This is a genomic window from Neobacillus sp. DHD-1R, assembly GCF_057747995.1.
In genome coordinates this window covers 4354917-4371288 of record NZ_CM173232.1, presented here as the reverse complement: position 1 = coordinate 4371288, position 16372 = coordinate 4354917, and the positions used below count along the sequence as shown (strand labels likewise).

The 16372-nt window shown below is 37.9% G+C and carries 20 protein-coding genes, 1 pseudogene and 1 riboswitch; of the genes and pseudogenes, 13 read left to right on the top strand and 8 right to left on the bottom strand.

Features of this window, described 5'->3' with window-relative positions; genetic code table 11:
* The first annotated feature begins 18 nt into the window (after positions 1-18).
* Positions 19-240: a hypothetical protein gene (locus AC3ANL_RS21595; protein WP_488326411.1), complete on the top strand. Its 222-nt coding sequence runs from the start codon at positions 19-21 to the stop codon at positions 238-240.
* A 70-nt stretch (positions 241-310) separates the two neighbouring features.
* Here the strand turns inward: AC3ANL_RS21595 and AC3ANL_RS21590 are convergent, their stop codons facing one another.
* Positions 311-820: a DoxX family protein gene (locus tag AC3ANL_RS21590; RefSeq protein ID WP_488326410.1), complete on the bottom strand. Its 510-nt coding sequence runs from the start codon at positions 818-820 to the stop codon at positions 311-313.
* Between the two features lie 254 nt (positions 821-1074).
* On the opposite strand from AC3ANL_RS21590, the gene AC3ANL_RS21585 reads away from it, so the two are divergent.
* The 4 genes from AC3ANL_RS21585 (at position 1075) to AC3ANL_RS21570 (ending at position 4144) form a co-directional block, all read left to right on the top strand.
* Positions 1075-1782, top strand: a complete 708-nt coding sequence (locus tag AC3ANL_RS21585) for an MBL fold metallo-hydrolase (protein ID WP_488326409.1) — start codon at positions 1075-1077, stop codon at positions 1780-1782.
* Positions 1783-1796: 14 nt separating this feature from the next.
* Positions 1797-2390: a TetR/AcrR family transcriptional regulator gene (locus AC3ANL_RS21580; RefSeq protein WP_488326408.1), complete on the top strand. Its 594-nt coding sequence runs from the start codon at positions 1797-1799 to the stop codon at positions 2388-2390.
* A 169-nt stretch (positions 2391-2559) separates the two neighbouring features.
* Entirely contained in the window at positions 2560-3168 is a 609-nt protein-coding gene (locus tag AC3ANL_RS21575; protein ID WP_488326407.1) for an exonuclease domain-containing protein, read from the top strand.
* A gap of 172 nt (positions 3169-3340) precedes the next feature.
* Positions 3341-4144, top strand: a complete 804-nt coding sequence (locus AC3ANL_RS21570) for an endonuclease/exonuclease/phosphatase family protein (RefSeq protein ID WP_488326406.1) — start codon at positions 3341-3343, stop codon at positions 4142-4144.
* A gap of 178 nt (positions 4145-4322) precedes the next feature.
* On the opposite strand, the gene AC3ANL_RS21565 is transcribed toward AC3ANL_RS21570, so the two are convergent.
* From AC3ANL_RS21565 to AC3ANL_RS21545, 5 genes and pseudogenes are all read right to left on the bottom strand, one after another.
* The gene (locus AC3ANL_RS21565) at positions 4323-4748 is read right to left on the bottom strand and encodes a VOC family protein (RefSeq protein ID WP_488326405.1); all 426 of its coding nucleotides are present in this window, start codon (positions 4746-4748) and stop codon (positions 4323-4325) included.
* Between the two features lie 228 nt (positions 4749-4976).
* Positions 4977-5504, bottom strand: coding sequence for a DinB family protein (locus AC3ANL_RS21560; protein ID WP_488326404.1), 528 nt, complete (start codon positions 5502-5504; stop codon positions 4977-4979).
* A gap of 214 nt (positions 5505-5718) precedes the next feature.
* The gene (locus AC3ANL_RS21555; protein WP_488326403.1) at positions 5719-6294 is read right to left on the bottom strand and encodes a QueT transporter family protein; all 576 of its coding nucleotides are present in this window, start codon (positions 6292-6294) and stop codon (positions 5719-5721) included.
* 6 nt (positions 6295-6300) lie between these two features.
* Positions 6301-6345, bottom strand: a riboswitch (PreQ1 riboswitch).
* A gap of 105 nt (positions 6346-6450) precedes the next feature.
* A pseudogene (locus tag AC3ANL_RS21550) lies at positions 6451-6570 on the bottom strand (VOC family protein); the annotation flags it as partial.
* Positions 6570-6809: a hypothetical protein gene (locus tag AC3ANL_RS21545; RefSeq protein WP_488326402.1), complete on the bottom strand. Its 240-nt coding sequence runs from the start codon at positions 6807-6809 to the stop codon at positions 6570-6572. The gene AC3ANL_RS21545 and the pseudogene AC3ANL_RS21550, both read right to left, overlap by 1 nt.
* A gap of 200 nt (positions 6810-7009) precedes the next feature.
* Here AC3ANL_RS21545 and AC3ANL_RS21540 point away from each other — a divergent pair, with 200 nt between their 5' ends.
* Both AC3ANL_RS21540 and AC3ANL_RS21535 read left to right on the top strand, forming a co-directional pair.
* Positions 7010-7498, top strand: coding sequence for a hypothetical protein (locus AC3ANL_RS21540; RefSeq protein WP_488326401.1), 489 nt, complete (start codon positions 7010-7012; stop codon positions 7496-7498).
* A gap of 208 nt (positions 7499-7706) precedes the next feature.
* Complete coding sequence (locus tag AC3ANL_RS21535) at positions 7707-8096, top strand: VOC family protein (protein ID WP_488326400.1); 390 nt, start codon at positions 7707-7709, stop codon at positions 8094-8096.
* A gap of 175 nt (positions 8097-8271) precedes the next feature.
* Here AC3ANL_RS21535 and AC3ANL_RS21530 read toward each other — a convergent pair whose 3' ends face one another.
* Positions 8272-8586 (bottom strand): DMT family transporter, encoded by a 315-nt coding sequence (locus AC3ANL_RS21530; protein ID WP_488326399.1) that lies wholly within the window; start codon positions 8584-8586, stop codon positions 8272-8274.
* A gap of 1 nt (position 8587) precedes the next feature.
* Positions 8588-8935 carry a DMT family transporter gene (locus AC3ANL_RS21525; protein ID WP_488326398.1) on the bottom strand — a complete coding sequence of 116 codons (348 nt, stop codon included), beginning with the start codon at positions 8933-8935 and terminating at the stop codon, positions 8588-8590.
* A 218-nt stretch (positions 8936-9153) separates the two neighbouring features.
* Between AC3ANL_RS21525 and AC3ANL_RS21520 the strand changes: the two genes are divergently transcribed.
* The 6 genes from AC3ANL_RS21520 (at position 9154) to AC3ANL_RS21495 (ending at position 16315) form a co-directional block, all read left to right on the top strand.
* The gene (locus AC3ANL_RS21520) at positions 9154-9546 is read left to right on the top strand and encodes a globin domain-containing protein (RefSeq protein ID WP_488326397.1); all 393 of its coding nucleotides are present in this window, start codon (positions 9154-9156) and stop codon (positions 9544-9546) included.
* A 570-nt stretch (positions 9547-10116) separates the two neighbouring features.
* Complete coding sequence (locus tag AC3ANL_RS21515; RefSeq protein ID WP_488326396.1) at positions 10117-11418, top strand: ABC transporter substrate-binding protein; 1302 nt, start codon at positions 10117-10119, stop codon at positions 11416-11418.
* 416 nt (positions 11419-11834) lie between these two features.
* Entirely contained in the window at positions 11835-12695 is an 861-nt protein-coding gene (locus AC3ANL_RS21510; RefSeq protein WP_488329796.1) for a carbohydrate ABC transporter permease, read from the top strand.
* Positions 12695-13510 carry a carbohydrate ABC transporter permease gene (locus AC3ANL_RS21505; protein WP_488326395.1) on the top strand — a complete coding sequence of 272 codons (816 nt, stop codon included), beginning with the start codon at positions 12695-12697 and terminating at the stop codon, positions 13508-13510. Before AC3ANL_RS21510 ends, AC3ANL_RS21505 begins: the two co-directional genes overlap by 1 nt.
* 63 nt (positions 13511-13573) lie before the next feature.
* Positions 13574-14596: a LacI family DNA-binding transcriptional regulator gene (locus tag AC3ANL_RS21500; protein WP_488326394.1), complete on the top strand. Its 1023-nt coding sequence runs from the start codon at positions 13574-13576 to the stop codon at positions 14594-14596.
* 54 nt (positions 14597-14650) lie between these two features.
* Positions 14651-16315 carry a glycoside hydrolase family 13 protein gene (locus AC3ANL_RS21495; RefSeq protein ID WP_488326393.1) on the top strand — a complete coding sequence of 555 codons (1665 nt, stop codon included), beginning with the start codon at positions 14651-14653 and terminating at the stop codon, positions 16313-16315.
* The last annotated feature ends 57 nt before the right edge of the window (positions 16316-16372 follow it).

Here is a 16372-nt window from a genome sequence, read left to right as displayed (position 1 = left end):
TTTGGGAGGGGAATGGACTTGATTAAGGCAGCAGTAGCGGGAGTAGTGGGTTTTATTTTAATTTTTATTGAATCAATGATTGTCATGAATCTAAAAGGTTATGAAACAATTGAATTTGGTGGTATGGCTCCGTTCATAAATGTCTGGGCAATGAATTTCTTCTTTGTCTTTGCTATTCTTACACAGGTCACAAATTGGTACGAGAACAAGGTGAATTTAAAAGAGGATAAAAGTTTTTAAGAATCATCATAAAAATAAAAAAAGCGGTTCAATCTGGAAAACTTCCAGATTGAACCGCTTTTTAGTTTAGTTAGGCGTTATGTTTAACTGTTTTGTTTCCTTTGAATGCTGTTTTGCGGATGAATGGGATTACCCAACGGTCAAGACCAATGCGTCCAGCGTTATAGCCAGCGAATAAAATGATTGCTCCCAAGAATAAGTCTGTTGGGATATGTGAGACAGTTCCTGCTAGGAAGAATGAGAAATTCATGAATAAGCCAAAGAACATTGCCGCTGTTGTTAAGCAGCCAAGAATCAGGCCAAGTCCGATTAGGAATTCTCCGAGTGGAACAATTGTATTAAAAATATCTACGTTTGGTAGAGCGAAATGTTGTAAGAAATCCACATACCAGGTATAAACGGCCGCGCCGTCTGGTCCTTTCACAGGATTGGCGATAGCATTCTTTAAAAAGCCTGAAGCATCAAAACCGCCTGTTAACTTGTGGAACCCAGCAGTGATCCAAGAATAACCCATATATAAGCGAATGACAGTCAAAATACCAGCGGCAACTTTATTTTCTCGTAACCAATTTACTACCATGTCTAACACTCCTTGTTTGTTAATAAGATTTATATATTAAGTACACTGTTAATATAGCAAATTTATTTTGAATCGAGGGTATTTTGTTCACTAATTCACAATTTCGTAAAAAGATATTGAACAATTTGTTACAAAGGAAAGTTATAACTATTTTTTTCTCAATTAAACCCATTTTTTAAAAAAGCAATTGATAAAACTAATGACATTAGTTAAAATAAAACTAATATCATTAGTTTAAAGGGAGGATGGCTGGCGTGAGAATAATCAAAAATGGTTCAATTTATCAGGTTACATTTATGGCAAGTGTTTTTCCAGTTAACTGCTATTTAGTGGAAGAAGAGAACAGTTTAACCCTAATTGATGCCGCCCTCGGTTTTTGTGCGAAAGGAATATTGAAGGCCGCTGAAACGATTGGAAAACCAATTACAAAAATTGTGCTGACACATGCGCATGAGGATCATGTTGGTGCACTCGATACAATCAAGGCTGCACTATCGGAGGTACCGGTTTATATTTCTACTCGCGATCATAGATTAATGATGGATGACCGGTCACTCGATGCCGATGAGGAGCAAACGCCAATTAAAGGAGGCGTCCCCAAAAATTTAAAAACGCGGGCGAATATCTTATTGAAGGAAGGCGATCTTATTGGTTCGTTAACTGCGATTGAAACACCGGGCCATACACCTGGATCTATGTCTTTTTTAGATTTGCGGACCAAGGCGTTAATTGCCGGGGATGCCTTTCAAACAAGAGGAGGCATTGCCGTGGCAGGAGATATGAAACCTTGGTTTCCATTCCCGGCCTTTGGCACCTGGAGTAAGAAAACAGCGCTGGCAAGTGCCAAAAAATTAATTACCTATCAGCCAAAACTGCTTGCGGTGGGCCATGGAGAAATGCTCGAGAACCCTTCAGTAGTAATGAAGCAAGCCGCAGAAAGGTTCGAAAGAAAAATAGGATAGAGGAGAAGGAATTTATGTCACCAAGACCAAAAATCGGACTCGATTTAACCACTATATTAGAAGCAGCAGGAGAAATTGCAGACCAATACGGAATGCAGGAGGTTACACTTGCCAATCTGGCAAAGAAGTTAGGGATTCGTCCACCCTCATTATATAATCATTTTGATGGGCTGCCAGATCTTCGGAAGAAACTGGCCATTCACGGAATTGACCGCTTATATGAGGAAATGGCTGATGCTGCAATTAGGGTGTCAGAAACCGACGCTGTTATGGCAATAAGTCTGGCATATGTGAATTTTGCCCGAAAGCATCCGGGAATTTATGAAGCAACATTGCTCGCTCCTGATCCGGAGGCAGAGGATGTCCAACTGGCCGGAGAAAAAATTGTTGACCTCTCCATGGGTGTATTAAAGACTTATCATTTAGAAGGTGATATGGCCCTGCATGCCGTCAGGGGATTGCGCAGTATATTGCATGGCTTTTCTGCCTTAGAGCAAAAAGGCGGATTTAGAATGTCGCTGGATTTGGATGACAGCCTGACGATTATTATTCAGGCCGTACTTACAGGGATGAGAGATAAAGATAAATCCTTTCTAGAAACTAATTGAATCTGGGTGGGGGAAACTAGATAGTCGGCAGCCGATCGGATTCCCAATGGATTAGGTTTCCAACCCATTTATCTTTATAAAACATCAAGTAGAGGGACATTTTGGAGATAGGATAGTAAGGCAAGCTCTGTTATAATGGGATAAACTTTACAATTAAGGAATGATCATTTTGCAAAAAACCGAACAATATGGTTTGATATTGGACGTTGAAACCACTGGATTAGGGCCAACAAAGGATGAGGTCATTGAGCTTGCTTTAAAACTTTTTTCCTTTCGTACGGATTCGGGTGAAATCACTGATATTCTTGAGGAAGATTCCTTTTTACGTGAGCCTCTTTCGAGAACAGCACGAAACAATTATGACAATGCCTTTCAGGTACATGGAATCCCTTACGAGTTAGTCCGAGGGAAAAGCTTCTATGATGTAAAGATTAAAACTTATTTTCATCGTGCGGATGCTGTCTTTGCCCATAATGCTTCCTTTGATCGCAGTTTCCTCTACCACATGTATCCAGAAGTCAACGACTTAAAGTGGTATTGTACGATGAGAAATATCCCTTGGAAAAACTATGGTTTCCCAAATGGTAAGCTTCTAACATTATTACAAGCGCATAATATCACCAATTACCAAACCCATAGAGCACTTGATGATATTACATACTTGATGGATCTGCTCAAAAAAACAAGTCCAAAAGGGAATCTCTATCTTCAAGAAGTACTCGAAAAAGGACCAATGAGAAAATATCAGCCAGCGGCCACACGAACAAGAATGGGCTAATATATGTCCTCCACCCCAATGCATTAACCATGTGTTGGGGTTATTAACGGTGCCTTACATCATTAATACTATTTTTCTTATGAAAAGATGACGATGCTCAATGATAACGCTGTTTATAGGCAGTGTATTGTAGGAGACTCATAATATAAATTTACTTCGAGGTATAGACTAAATGAAATTATTAACGTTAAATTGCCATTCATGGCATGAAGAAAACCAATTAAGGAAAATAAAGTATCTGGCTCTAACGATTGTGGAAAAATCATATGATGTCATTGCCTTGCAAGAGGTAAGCCAAGCGATTGAAGAGGAGCCTGTCTACGGGAAAATAAAGAAAAATAATTATGCTTTCGTTTTGTTAGAGGAGCTTCGAAAGCTTGGTGTATCTGACTACTCTTTAGTATGGGATTTATCTCACTATATAACCAATGGTACCTATGAAGAAGGTGTTGCCATTCTTACTAAACATCCAATAATTGAGGAGCATTCATTTTTCGTTTCCGAAAGTGATGACTATGCTAATAATTGGAAAACACGTAGAATTGTCGGAGCCACAATTAACTATCAAAACAAACCCATTTCTTTTTATTCTTGTCATATGGGATGGTGGCACGATGAAGAGGAACCCTTTAAATACCAGGTAGATAAGCTGCTTCAGCAAGTAAAAATGGACCAGCCATTTTTTCTGATGGGCGATTTTAACAACGATGCTTCTCTTGAGGGGGAGGGGTATGAGTATTTGATTGGCCGTGGTCTTTTTGACACTTACCATTTGGCAGTGGATAAAGATAAAGGAATTACAGTCCAAGGGAAAATTGCAGGCTGGAATGACAACAAGCAAGATTTACGGATTGATTTAATTGTAACGAATCATCCAGTTCAAGTAGACCATTCAAAGGTCATTTTTAACAACAGGAATAAAAATGTTGTATCCGACCATTTTGGGGTAGAGGTTAAGCTTTCATTGAATCTATAACAGTTCATATAAAAAGGAGAAGAGGATGTCCTTTTAACAGGGTTTGTCCCCACGTTAACCACCCAATTGTTGCCAATTGTAGCGGTTGTGGGGTCTGCGCCTTGTTTGGGGACATCCTCCTATTTATTAAAAAAATTCACTTATGTAATATACCAGTTGGTTGTAGGACTAAATAACTTTATTGTCTGCCCTCTGTGAAAATTTGAAAATTAACACCAAATTTATCAATAACACTGCCATATGCAGGGCTAAAGAAAGTCTCTTGGAGCGGCATGCCAACCTGTCCGCCTTCTGTTAATGCTTCAAAAAATTTACGAGCCTGTTCAACGTCGTCAGTTGTAATGCAGATGGTCACTTGATTTCCGCTTTGATGGGGTTGACCAGGAAAGGTATCTGAAAACATGAGTTCAGTCTCACCAACTTTGATGGTTGCATGACTTACAAGATCCTTTGCTTCCGCAGGTAGTGGAAAATCAGGGTTCTCCGGCATTTCTCCAAAAGATTGACTAAAAAGAACTTGGGCCTCCAAGGCGTTCACGTAAAATTGAATCGCTTCCTTTGCATTACCGTTCATCACAAAATAGGGAATCAATCGTAATGTCATAAAATTCAGCTCCTAAGGTTATAATTTTTTCTTGCAATAATCGATAAAACTGAAAACCGGACTTTACTAGACTCTGTCATTGCATAAGCCCACTTCTTATTATTACCGATATTTCCATTATAAAACAAAGAACAAATGTTCGCAATACAAATATTTATTTGGTGCCTGACACCATTTGCACTACGATGGCATACTTAATGGTGCCTGACACCATTATGACTATTTTATTTATTTATTTAATAACGGGAGGTATCTTTCGTTAATTATTTTTAGATGGTGGAGTGCGTGTCCTGCGATGATGTAGGCGAGGGCACGGGTGGTGATTTCTGTATTATTGGCAAACCCTTTTCTTGTCCAGGCGTTATCTGGCATATTTTGAATTAGGGTTATGGCGGCTTGCCGTGTTGCTGTAAAATCTTCGAGGATGGCTTTTACCTCAAGTTGATCGAATTCGGACCCTTGAATATAATCATTTTCGTTAAATCCGGCTAGTGGTGTTTGGTCACCGCGGCCAATTCGAAGGAGACGGTAGCTCATAATTCTTTCGGTATCCGTCATATGACCAAGTACTTCTTTGATACTCCATTTACCAGGGGCATATCGGAATTGAGCATCTTTCTCCGATAATCCAGCAAAAAGTGAGGTTGCCGAAACAAGATTTGCTTTCAAAATCGATAGCAGGTCACCTTCAGGCACTAGACTCACATATGGTAGATAATATTCAGGGTACTCATTTCCTTGTGGCCGTTGTATCATTTCATTCTCTCCCTTCCATTCTCACAACAAAAATTCTATTGCATTTATTCCAGCAAACACTTCTATTATAAAACAACATGTAAGAAGAGAATATATAATAAATTCTGATTTTTATTTACAAAGCCCCTTGCGAGGTGTCAAATATAGAATGATGAACTAAAAAAAGAGTTGCCGCTTTATCCAAGATAAGCAGCAACTCTTTCAATCATTAAAATTAAACCCTTTTATCAAAACGAACACGTTTATTAATAACATACATAACAGGCATACCGACTGCCATGACAACGAACTCACCAACTGCTGTTGTTAGCCATGTAAACATGAAAGGCAAATCAAAGGCCAAATGAAGTTCAAGGGCTATCAAGAACATTGTGAAAGTGAAAACAACTGTATTCACAATCATCCGCGCCCAAATCCCTTTAATAAAACGTGCACAAGCAATTGTGATTAACAAGGCGATCACTGATTGGCCAACACCAAAGATAAGGTCGTATGCCTTCATTGGTGAAAAAAATAAGTTGGTCAGAAATACACCTAAAATGATGCCGTAAATGTACTTCTTGTTAAATACCACTAAATGGTTAAACATTTCCGATACACGGAATTGGACTTGGGTAAATCCAAACGGCTGGATCAAGGCCGAGACAGCAATGTACAAGGCTGCAATAATCCCGTTTACGACAATTCCCTGCACTTTGTTATATGTGTTACCGACCGAGGCAGGTTCTTGGGAATTAGTACTTCCATTAGCACCGATTGGTTTTGCTAATGTGCTAGTTGTTTTTTCCATATCCATTTCTCCTTAGTTTTTTTACGTGGGAGGTTCTCGAACCACGTTATTTTATATACTTGCAAACTAATATAATAATATAAATAAAAGTATGAGTCAATGACATTATTTTGCAATAGAAAAGGATGCAGCTAGGAATACGGCATCCTGTTCATACTAATTATGTACTTCACTCATTAATGCATGGGTGTTGTCCTCTGAGTCTTTAAAGAAGGTCATCCGTGTTTCTTGTTCCCCCATTTTAGCGACGATGTGGGGCTCATCGATAAAAACAACTAATCTATAAGAAATCTAATCATGATTAAATAGGTCACTGAAAACAGTACAAGTAGAAAAAGAACGGAACCATAATAAAGGATTCTTGATTTCTGTTTTCCATTTTCATAACCCATTCCAATTAAAAGACCTCCAAGGATGGTGGCAATCCCAATAGTAGGGTGAATTAAGCTTGCCATCAATATCCCAGCAATAAAAAGCACATACCCCATTAATGGGACAATCTTTTGTAGCTTCAACGCACTCACCTAACTTAAGTAGATTTTAGAAAACGAGTATATCAAATCGATTTTACCATAAATTAACTGTTATGTATGTTGAAAAAATACAAATCAAGTATGTTCATTATCAAATCAAACCAAAAGAATTTTTTTCCAAAAATGTAAATAACTTTGTGGCATCTTGCACATTCTAAAAGAAAAAAAGGAATGGCCATGTGATGAGAAGAAATAAAATGGTTTTACTCGTAATGATGTTATTACCTTGGTTGTCAGTGCCGTTTTTAGGAAAACGGACTGTTAAGCGTTTTATTCCGGGTGCCCTCTTTATAGGTTTATGGGTTTTTGTAGAAAGTATAGTAGCTAAAAGAAGAGTATGGTGGAGGTTCTATGAGAAGCTGTTTCCAAATGTAATGGGTGAAATTCCATTCCTATTGGGACCTTTTTTTGTTGGGTCCTTGTGGATACTTAAATTTACATTTGGAAACTTTTTTCGTTATTTTATATTGAATTTAATAACAGATATTTTGTTTGTCTATCCAGGGATGACTATGTTAAGAAAGATGGGGATTGTTTCTCTTATTAGATTGAAGCATTATCAAATGGGGATCCTTTTTATGGCCAAATCAATTCTCATGTATGGGGTTCAAAGCATCTTTGAAAAAATACGAAAAGAACCAAAATCGCTTATTCAAAAAATATTCTCTTAACAGCAAAGCACCACAAGTTGAAGGATTTTGTTCAACATGTGGTGCTTTGCTGTGCCATGTCCTTCCAGAGGTGTTACGGGTATATTTTTTTAGGTAAACAATAATTACATAAAAAATTAAAATCGAACGTGATAAAATAGTAGATAATTTATTTCTTTGTTGGAGAAATAGACGATGAAATATATCAAGGGAATGGAGCTAAATGTGAATGCTGCACCATGTTGAAATCTACGTGTCAGACTTATCTAAAACGACCGAATTCTGGGATTGGTTTTTATCGGAATTAGGGTACAAGGTGTACCAAAAATGGGACTCGGGGATCAGTTGGAAATATAGAGAAACCTATATTGTTTTTGTACAAGCAACCGAGCGTTATCTTGATATTCCCTACCATCGCTCAAGAGTCGGTTTGAATCATCTAGCCTTTCATGCTCAATCCAAGGATCAGGTTAACGAAATGACGGCGAAATTGAAAGAAAAAGGGGTAAGCATTCTTTACCAGGATAAGCATCCGTTTGCTGGAGGCGACTCCCATTATGCCGTTTTTTTCGAAGATCCGGACAGAATCAAAGTAGAACTGGTAGCTAAGGAAAATTAAAATTTAACAGAGCAAAAAATGATAAATGAGTTATAGGGAATGGGAGACGTGAATATTTCATTTGTCTTTTTATCAAAACCTGTTTGACATGAAACATACTTTTGTTATAAGAAGTTGATAAAAATAGCAAAAAGGCCCCAGTATATTCGGCTTGGGGCCTTCTATCTTCTGCTTTTTATGATATTACTTTTAAACCTGCAACTCCAATGATAATTAAAATAACACTTATTATTCGCCCCAGGTTTTTGGATTCCCCAAAAAGAAACATGTTGATAAAGACAGCCCCAGCAGTCCCAATCCCCACCCATACGGCATAGGCAATACTTAGTTGGAGAAATTGAAATGAAGCATATAGTAATACAAGCGATGCCGCAAAACCTCCAATATACAGGATGCCATTTCGGATGTTTTTTTGTTGACTATATAATTTTAGACCGACAGCACCGGTGACCTCACTCGCAGCTGCAAATAAGACTAATAACCAGCCCATATTAAGCAGCCCCTTTCATGACTTTTTTGCCTTTATGGTTGTCCGAAAGGTTTAAACCAATGCAGCCGATGACAATAAGGACGATAAACAATAGCTTTCCTAAATTGAAGCTGCCACCAAAAAGGTACACATCCATTAACACTGTGCCAACTGTTCCAATTCCTGCAAAAATGGCATAAACTGTACCCGTTGGCAGAGTCTCACATGCTTTAGGAAGAATGTGATAATCCCAAAGTATGACCACTATGACAATTGCCCACTCCCACCAAGTGTCAGCTACATTAAATCCATACACCCATATCCATTCAAATAAACAAGTTAGAGCCACATAAAACCAGGCTTTATTCATTTTATACACCTCTTAGGAACTATCGGCTATTTTGAAGAAAGTAACCTATCCATTTCTTTATCATTATTTTAGGATACCACATTCTTTAAAAAAGTAATTCATTGGGAGTTATCAATGTGTTAAATTTGAGTTTAATGTGATTTATATCACGATATCCCATTGGAAGATTCTTTATAATTACAAGAAATAAGGGAAAAATGAAAGTGGTGGTGAAGAAAGTGGACTACAATTTTAAATCACTTTATAGTGAAATTGGCGGGCAGGAAACGATCGATCAGCTAGTAGAAGCGTTCTATCCGCGCGTTTATGCTGATCCAGAATTAGCACCATTGTTTAAAGGGGACATGGAAGAAATTAAACGTAAGCAGCGGATGTTTTTGCCGCAATTTTTAGGAGGTCCAGCTCTTTACAGCCAGGAATTTGGACCACCTGCAATGAGAGCACGGCACCTTCCATTTGAAGTCACTCCTAGAAGAGCACAGTGTTGGCTTCGCTGCATGAAAGAAGCTTTTCATGAAATTGGTCTTGATCAAAACCCTGCAGGAATCGCTTTTTATGACCGGCTAACCCAAGTCGCAGCAATTATGGTAAACACACCGGACAGTGAATGAAAATAATGGATGTCTCAGACTAAGGGTCAGACCCCATAAAACACTCAACCGATCGCAGATCTTTTCCTATTAAGAAACACTATAGCGTGAGTGTTAAACGTGGTTCAGACCCTTTTAAGATTCTCTTTTTCATACATTTAGAAAGTTAATAAAAAATGTTTGCGCATTCATTTTAAAAGTGATACTATAAATCTATCGATTAGTGCAAACGTTTTCGCTAACGATACATAACGAGAATAGGGGGTATTAGTAGATATTACTGTAAAGTAAGGAAGCGCATAAGTATGAAATTTTAATTTTTTTTACAGTTTTTCTGCTATTTTGTGCAAACGTTTTCGTTGAAGACTAGAGTAAAAAGAATTTTCTAAGGAATACGATTATTTGACTACTACATTAAAATATTTTTATTTAGGCATTAGTGCAAACGTTTTCGCAAAAATATTATTTTGATAGTTTAGTATTCGATTTACTTAGAATATCGATTTTTCTATTAACAAATATGACAAGCATCTATGTTTTCCACGTTGCACAAGCTTTTAGATTCACAAATATCTAATTTGGGGGTAAATCATGAATAAGAAAAAATTATTTTCTGGAATTGGTGCAGGTGTCCTATCGCTAAGCCTTCTTTTAACAGGTTGTGGAAAAGCTGATAATGCCTCTAGTAAAGACACTAAGGGCAATGTAACAATCGATGTTTTCCAATTTAAAGTTGAATTCAAAAAGCAATTTGAAGAAGCTGCGAAAAAATATGAATCAGCGCATAAAGGTGTAAACATCAATATCACCACTGTTGGCGGTGGGGAAGATTATGGAGCTGCCCTAAAATCTAAGTTTGCCTCTGGTAAAGAACCAGCAATCTACAACATCGGTGGACCACAAGATGTTGCAGATTGGCAAAAGAAATTAACGGACCTTTCTGATACAGAAGCATCTAAAGCAGCATTAAAAGGAACACTTGATGGTGTTACGAAAGATGGAAAAGTTCTTGGATTACCATACAACCAAGAAGGTTATGGCTTTATCTATAATAAAAATGTTTTCAAAAAAGCAGGCATTGATCCTGCATCTATCAAAAGCTATGCCGATCTTGAAAAAGCTGTAAAAACACTTGATTCAAAGAAAAAAGACCTTGGTCTAGAAGCAGTGTTTGCTTTGCCTGGTAAAGAAAAATGGGTAACTGGCTTACATTTATCCAATACGTTCCTTGCGCCAGAATTTGATAACAATGTATTAAACTCATTTAATGCAAAAAAAGTTGACTTCAAATATGGTGATGCGTTTAAAAAGGTTCTTGACTTAGAAAATAATTATTCTGTACAGCCAACTGTAAGTCTTGATTACGCTAAACAAGTGGAAGAATTATTCTCACTTCAAAAAGTAGCAATGATTCAACAAGGTAACTGGGCATACGGTTCTATTGCTGGTATTGATGAGGATTTTGCTGCTAATGGCATTGGTTTATTACCAATCCCTGTTGAAGGTTATAAAGAAGATTCGATTCCTGTTGGAGTTCCAATGTATTGGGGCGTAAACAGCAATAAGGACAAAAATACAATTGCAGAATCGAAGAAATTCTTAGACTGGTTATATACTTCTGATGAAGGTAAAGAAATCGTTATTAACGACTTTAAATTTATTCCTGCTTACGATGGCTTTGATGCATCGAAAATTAGTGATCCGCTTTCAAAAGAAATCTACCAATATGCACAAGATGGCAAAACGATTGGTTGGACATTCATGGGCTATCCAACTGGCTGGGGAGAAAATCAGCTAGGTGTTCAAATTCAAAAATATTTGAGCAAAGAAGCTAAATGGGAAGATGTAGTAAAAACATCGCAAGCTGAATGGGAAAAAGCAAGAAATAAATAGTCTCGTATGAACTCTGATAATGAGGATGTCTCATAACAAAGTGTCTGACCCCACAACCTCAACCAATCGCTGAACTTTTTATAAGGCGATTATAAAGTGAGGATTTAACGTAAGGTCAGACCCTTTTGAGACATCCTCATTATAAATTAGCTCAGAGACAAGGGGCTGGTTCATAAGGCGGCACATGATTGTCGAGCAACAAGTCTAGCACCTAGGAAAATAATCTAAGTCAGTTTCCTTTATCTCAGTTGGAGTGCTCCATAAGAAAGGCTTCGGCATCGCATGAAGGAAAAGCGATAGCTTTTCCGAGGTGAACATACGCCGTTGACCAGGGCGCTTGCGCTTTTCTTATCGGTCAGCCCCTTTTCTCTCATAATTAGCAGCAAAATATTATTACATTGGAGGTTCATACCATGTTGCGCACAAAGGATCTATCCTACTGGTTGTTTTTGGCCCCAGTTCTTTTAGGATTGTCTATGGTTGTTATTATTCCGTTGCTTTTTGGTGTTTATTATTCATTCACAGACTGGAATGGTATCGAAGTCGGTGGTTTTATCGGGTTTGAAAACTACGCTAACGTCTTTAAGGATCAAGAGTTTTTAGATTCATTATGGTTTACAGTAAAATTTTCCGTTGTTTCGATTTTACTTATTAATTTCTTTGGATTAGCGTTAGCATTGATTGTTACAACAAAAATTAAATCCAGTAAATTTTTAAGAACCATCTTTTTTATGCCTAACTTGATTGGTGGACTTATTCTTGGATTTATTTGGCAATTTATTTTCACCAAAGTATTTGATGGAATAGGACAGGTATTTGGCATTGAAAGCTTACAGGGCTGGTTATCCACTACGGAAACAGGTTTTTGGGGATTAGTCATTTTAATGAGTTGGCAAATGGCTGGATATATCATGATTATTTATATTTCATACTTAGAAGGGGTTCCGACCGAACTAATTGAAGCGGCTGAAATTGATGGTGCAAGCCCATTCCAACGTTTTCGCTTTATCGTTTTTCCGCTTGTTGCACCTGCCTTTACCGTAAGTTTGTTCTTAACATTATCTAATACCTTCAAGTTATATGACCAAAACTTATCGTTAACTTCCGGGGGACCATATAATTCCACACAAATGGTGGCAATGGAAATTTTCAAAACAGCCTTCGGCGAGAGTGAAATGGCCTACGCACAGGCAAAAGCAGTTATTTTCTTTATCATCGTCGCAGTGATCTCGTTAACGCAAGTTTACATCAATAAGAAAAGGGAGGTTGAAATGTAATGAGCCGAAAAAAGACATGGCCCATTGAGATTCTTGGTATCGTATTAGGTCTCCTATGGCTTTCTCCTTTTTATTTAATGATTGTTAATTCCTTTAAAACCAAAAGAGAAATGTTTTCCGATACTTTAAAACTTCCAGAAGGCTTTAATTTTGATAACTATATTGAGGCATTTACCCAACTAGACTTTGTCAGGACCTTTTTTAACTCTCTCCTGATCACGGTTGTGAGCGTGGTAATCATAATTGTTTTTTCATCCATGGCAGCGTATGCACTTTCACGAAATAAAAGCAGGATGAGTACCATTATCTTCTTTCTGTTTGTTGCAGCGATGCTGATTCCGTTTCAATCCGTAATGATTCCGCTAGTGACAATCTTTGGAAAAATCGAATTGTTAAACCGCACTGGAATCATTTTTATGTATCTCGGCTTTGGAGCGAGTTTATCCATCTTTTTATACCATGGTACATTAAGCGGGATTCCAAAATCACTGGATGAAGCAGCAACAATTGATGGAGCAAATCGTTTTCAAATTTTCTGGTATATCATTTTCCCAATGTTAAAACCCATTACGGTAACGGTGGCAATTTTAAATACTATTTGGATCTGGAATGACTACTTACTGCCATCATTGGTAATTAACCAAGAGGGAATGGAAACCATTCCATTAAAAATGTTCTTCTTCTTTGGGGAGTATACGAAGCAATGGCATTTAGCACTGGCAGGATTAACGCTCGCTATTATTCCAGTCATCATCGCCTACTTCTTTGCACAAAGGGAAATTATCAAAGGAATTTCCGAGGGTGCTGTTAAATAACGAAAATGATTTTTATATAATAGGTAGTAAGTAATCAGCATTTTGGACTATTAGGGGGAAGTAATGGTGATAACAATTAAAGATGTGGCAAAGGAAGCCAATGTTGCACCTTCGACGGTTTCACGGGTAATTGCCAATAACCCTCGAATCAGTGAAAAAACAAAGAGACGTGTGAAAGAGGTAATGGAACAATTAGGATATTATCCTAATTTGCAAGCACGCAGCTTGGTGGCAAAGAGTACTCAAACCATCGGAGTAATCATGCCCAATTCAGCCTATAATTCCTTTAGAAATCCATTCTTCCCTGAAGTACTAAGAGGAATAAGCAAGAACGCCCATGAAAGCAAGTATGGTATTTATCTCTCAACGGGTTCTACGGAAGAAGAGATATATGAAGAAGTGCTTTCGATGGTAAATGGGCGTCGTGTGGATGGAATTGTTCTTTTATATTCACGGGTAAATGACCGAACCATGAAGTATCTTGAGGAATCTGGCTTTCCTTTTACGGTTGTAGGAAGGCCTAGTGTGAATGAGGAAAGAATTACCTATGTGGATAATGACAATGCTTTTATAACAAAGCAAGTAACCAACTATTTGATTGAGCAGGGGCATAAAAACATAGCCTATGTCGGAATCAATCCAGACTTTGTGGTTACCATTGATCGAATAAATGGCTATAAAGCAGCATTAACGGAAGCTGGATTACCTTTTAACGAGGCATACCTTGTTCATGAACAAGTGGTCAATGAAAAAGGGGTGGGTGCCATTCTATCGCTGATGTCGTTAGATGTTCCCCCTACTGCACTTGTCACACAGGACGATTTAATGGCATATGAAATTATTAGTCACTTAGAAAAGTTAAATATAAAAGTGCCCAATGATATTTCTATGGTCAGTTTTAATAACCTTTCGTTATCGGAACACTCTAATCCTCCGTTAACCTCTGTCGATATAGGCACCTTTCAATTAGGCCATGTGGCTACACAATGTTTAATTGAAAAAATTAAAAACCCAGAGATGTTGCCGAAACGAATCACAATACCTACAAAACTAATTGAACGAAAATCAAGTAAGATTAATAAATAAGATGAATAAGGCATATGAAAGAACTAACATAAATAGAGTTAGTGAGGATTTAATATGAAGAAATTATGGTGGAAAGAAGCAGTTGCCTATCAGGTTTATCCTCGTAGTTTTATGGATTCCAATGGGGATGGAATTGGCGATATTCAAGGTATCATCGCAAAACTAGATTATTTGAAGGAATTAGGGATCGACGTTATCTGGGTTAGTCCAATGTATCAATCTCCAAATGATGATAATGGGTATGATATAAGTGATTATCAGGAAATTATGGCTGAATTCGGAACCATGGCTGATTTTGACCTCCTGTTGAGTGAAACTCACCGGCGTGGAATGAAACTAATTCTAGATTTGGTCATTAACCACACGAGTGATGAGCATCCGTGGTTTATTGAATCTCGTTCCTCTAAAGACAATTCAAAGCGGGATTGGTATATTTGGCGGGATGGCAAAGATGGGAAAGAACCGAATAATTGGGAAAGCATCTTCGGAGGTCCCGCTTGGAAATATGACAAACAAACGGACCAGTATTTCATGCACATTTTTTCAAAAAAACAGCCTGACCTCAATTGGGAAAATAAACAGGTTCGAAAGGCCCTTTATGATATGGTCAACTGGTGGCTTGATAAAGGTATTGATGGCTTCAGGGTTGATGCCATCAGTCACATAAAAAAAGAAAAAGGTCTTAAGGATATGCCAAATCCTAAAGGGCTTCCATATGTCCCTTGCTTTGAAAAAATGATGAATGTTAATGGGATTCATACCCTTTTGCAAGAATTAAAAGAAGCGACATTTGCCAACTATGACATTATGACCGTAGGTGAGGCCAACGGGGTAACGGTAGAAGATGTGAAAGATGTGGAACGCTGGGTTGGTGAAGAGGCCGGAAAGTTTAATATGGTGTTTCAATTTGAACATCTTGCACTTTGGGATTTTGAGAAGAAGATAGACCTGGATATTGTTGAGTTAAAGGATGTTTTATCACGCTGGCAAAAAGGCTTAGAAGGCAAGGGCTGGAATGCTTTATTTATTGAAAATCATGACAAGGCCCGTGTTGTTTCCACATGGGGCAATGACAAGGAATATTGGCGTGAAAGTGCCACTGCGTTTGCGGCCATGTACTTTTTCATGCAAGGTACTCCATTTATTTATCAGGGTCAAGAAATCGGGATGACCAACGTCCAATTTGATTCCATTGAAGATTACGATGATGTATCTGCCAAAAATATGTATCATTTGAAACGGGCAGATGATGTTCCACATAAAGAAATCATGAAAGTGATTTGGGCTTCTGGGCGTGATAATTCGAGGACACCGATGCAATGGTCTGCAGAAGAAAATGGCGGTTTCACAATAGGAACACCTTGGCTAAAGGTGAATCCGAACTACAAGGAAATCAATGTCGCTGTACAGCAAAAAGACGCTCATTCTATCCTGAATTTTTACAAAAAAATGATTGCCTTGAAGAAGGAAAATGAAGTGTTTACCTATGGTACGTATGATTTGCTGTTAGAGGATGACCCACAGATTTATGCCTATACCAGGACACTGGCTGGAGAAAAGATGATTGTCATCGCCAACCTTTCCGCACAACCGGCAATATTCCAGGGGGCTACCTTGGAATATCGGAACTTGCTGTTGAACAACTATCCAGTTTCGGAGCATCAACAGATTTCTACGCTTACCTTAAGACCGTATGAGACAAGAGTTTATCGTCCGTAAGTAAAAAAGACGATTTGAAACTAATATTATCCCTTTAGATTTAATGGAAAAAGCAAG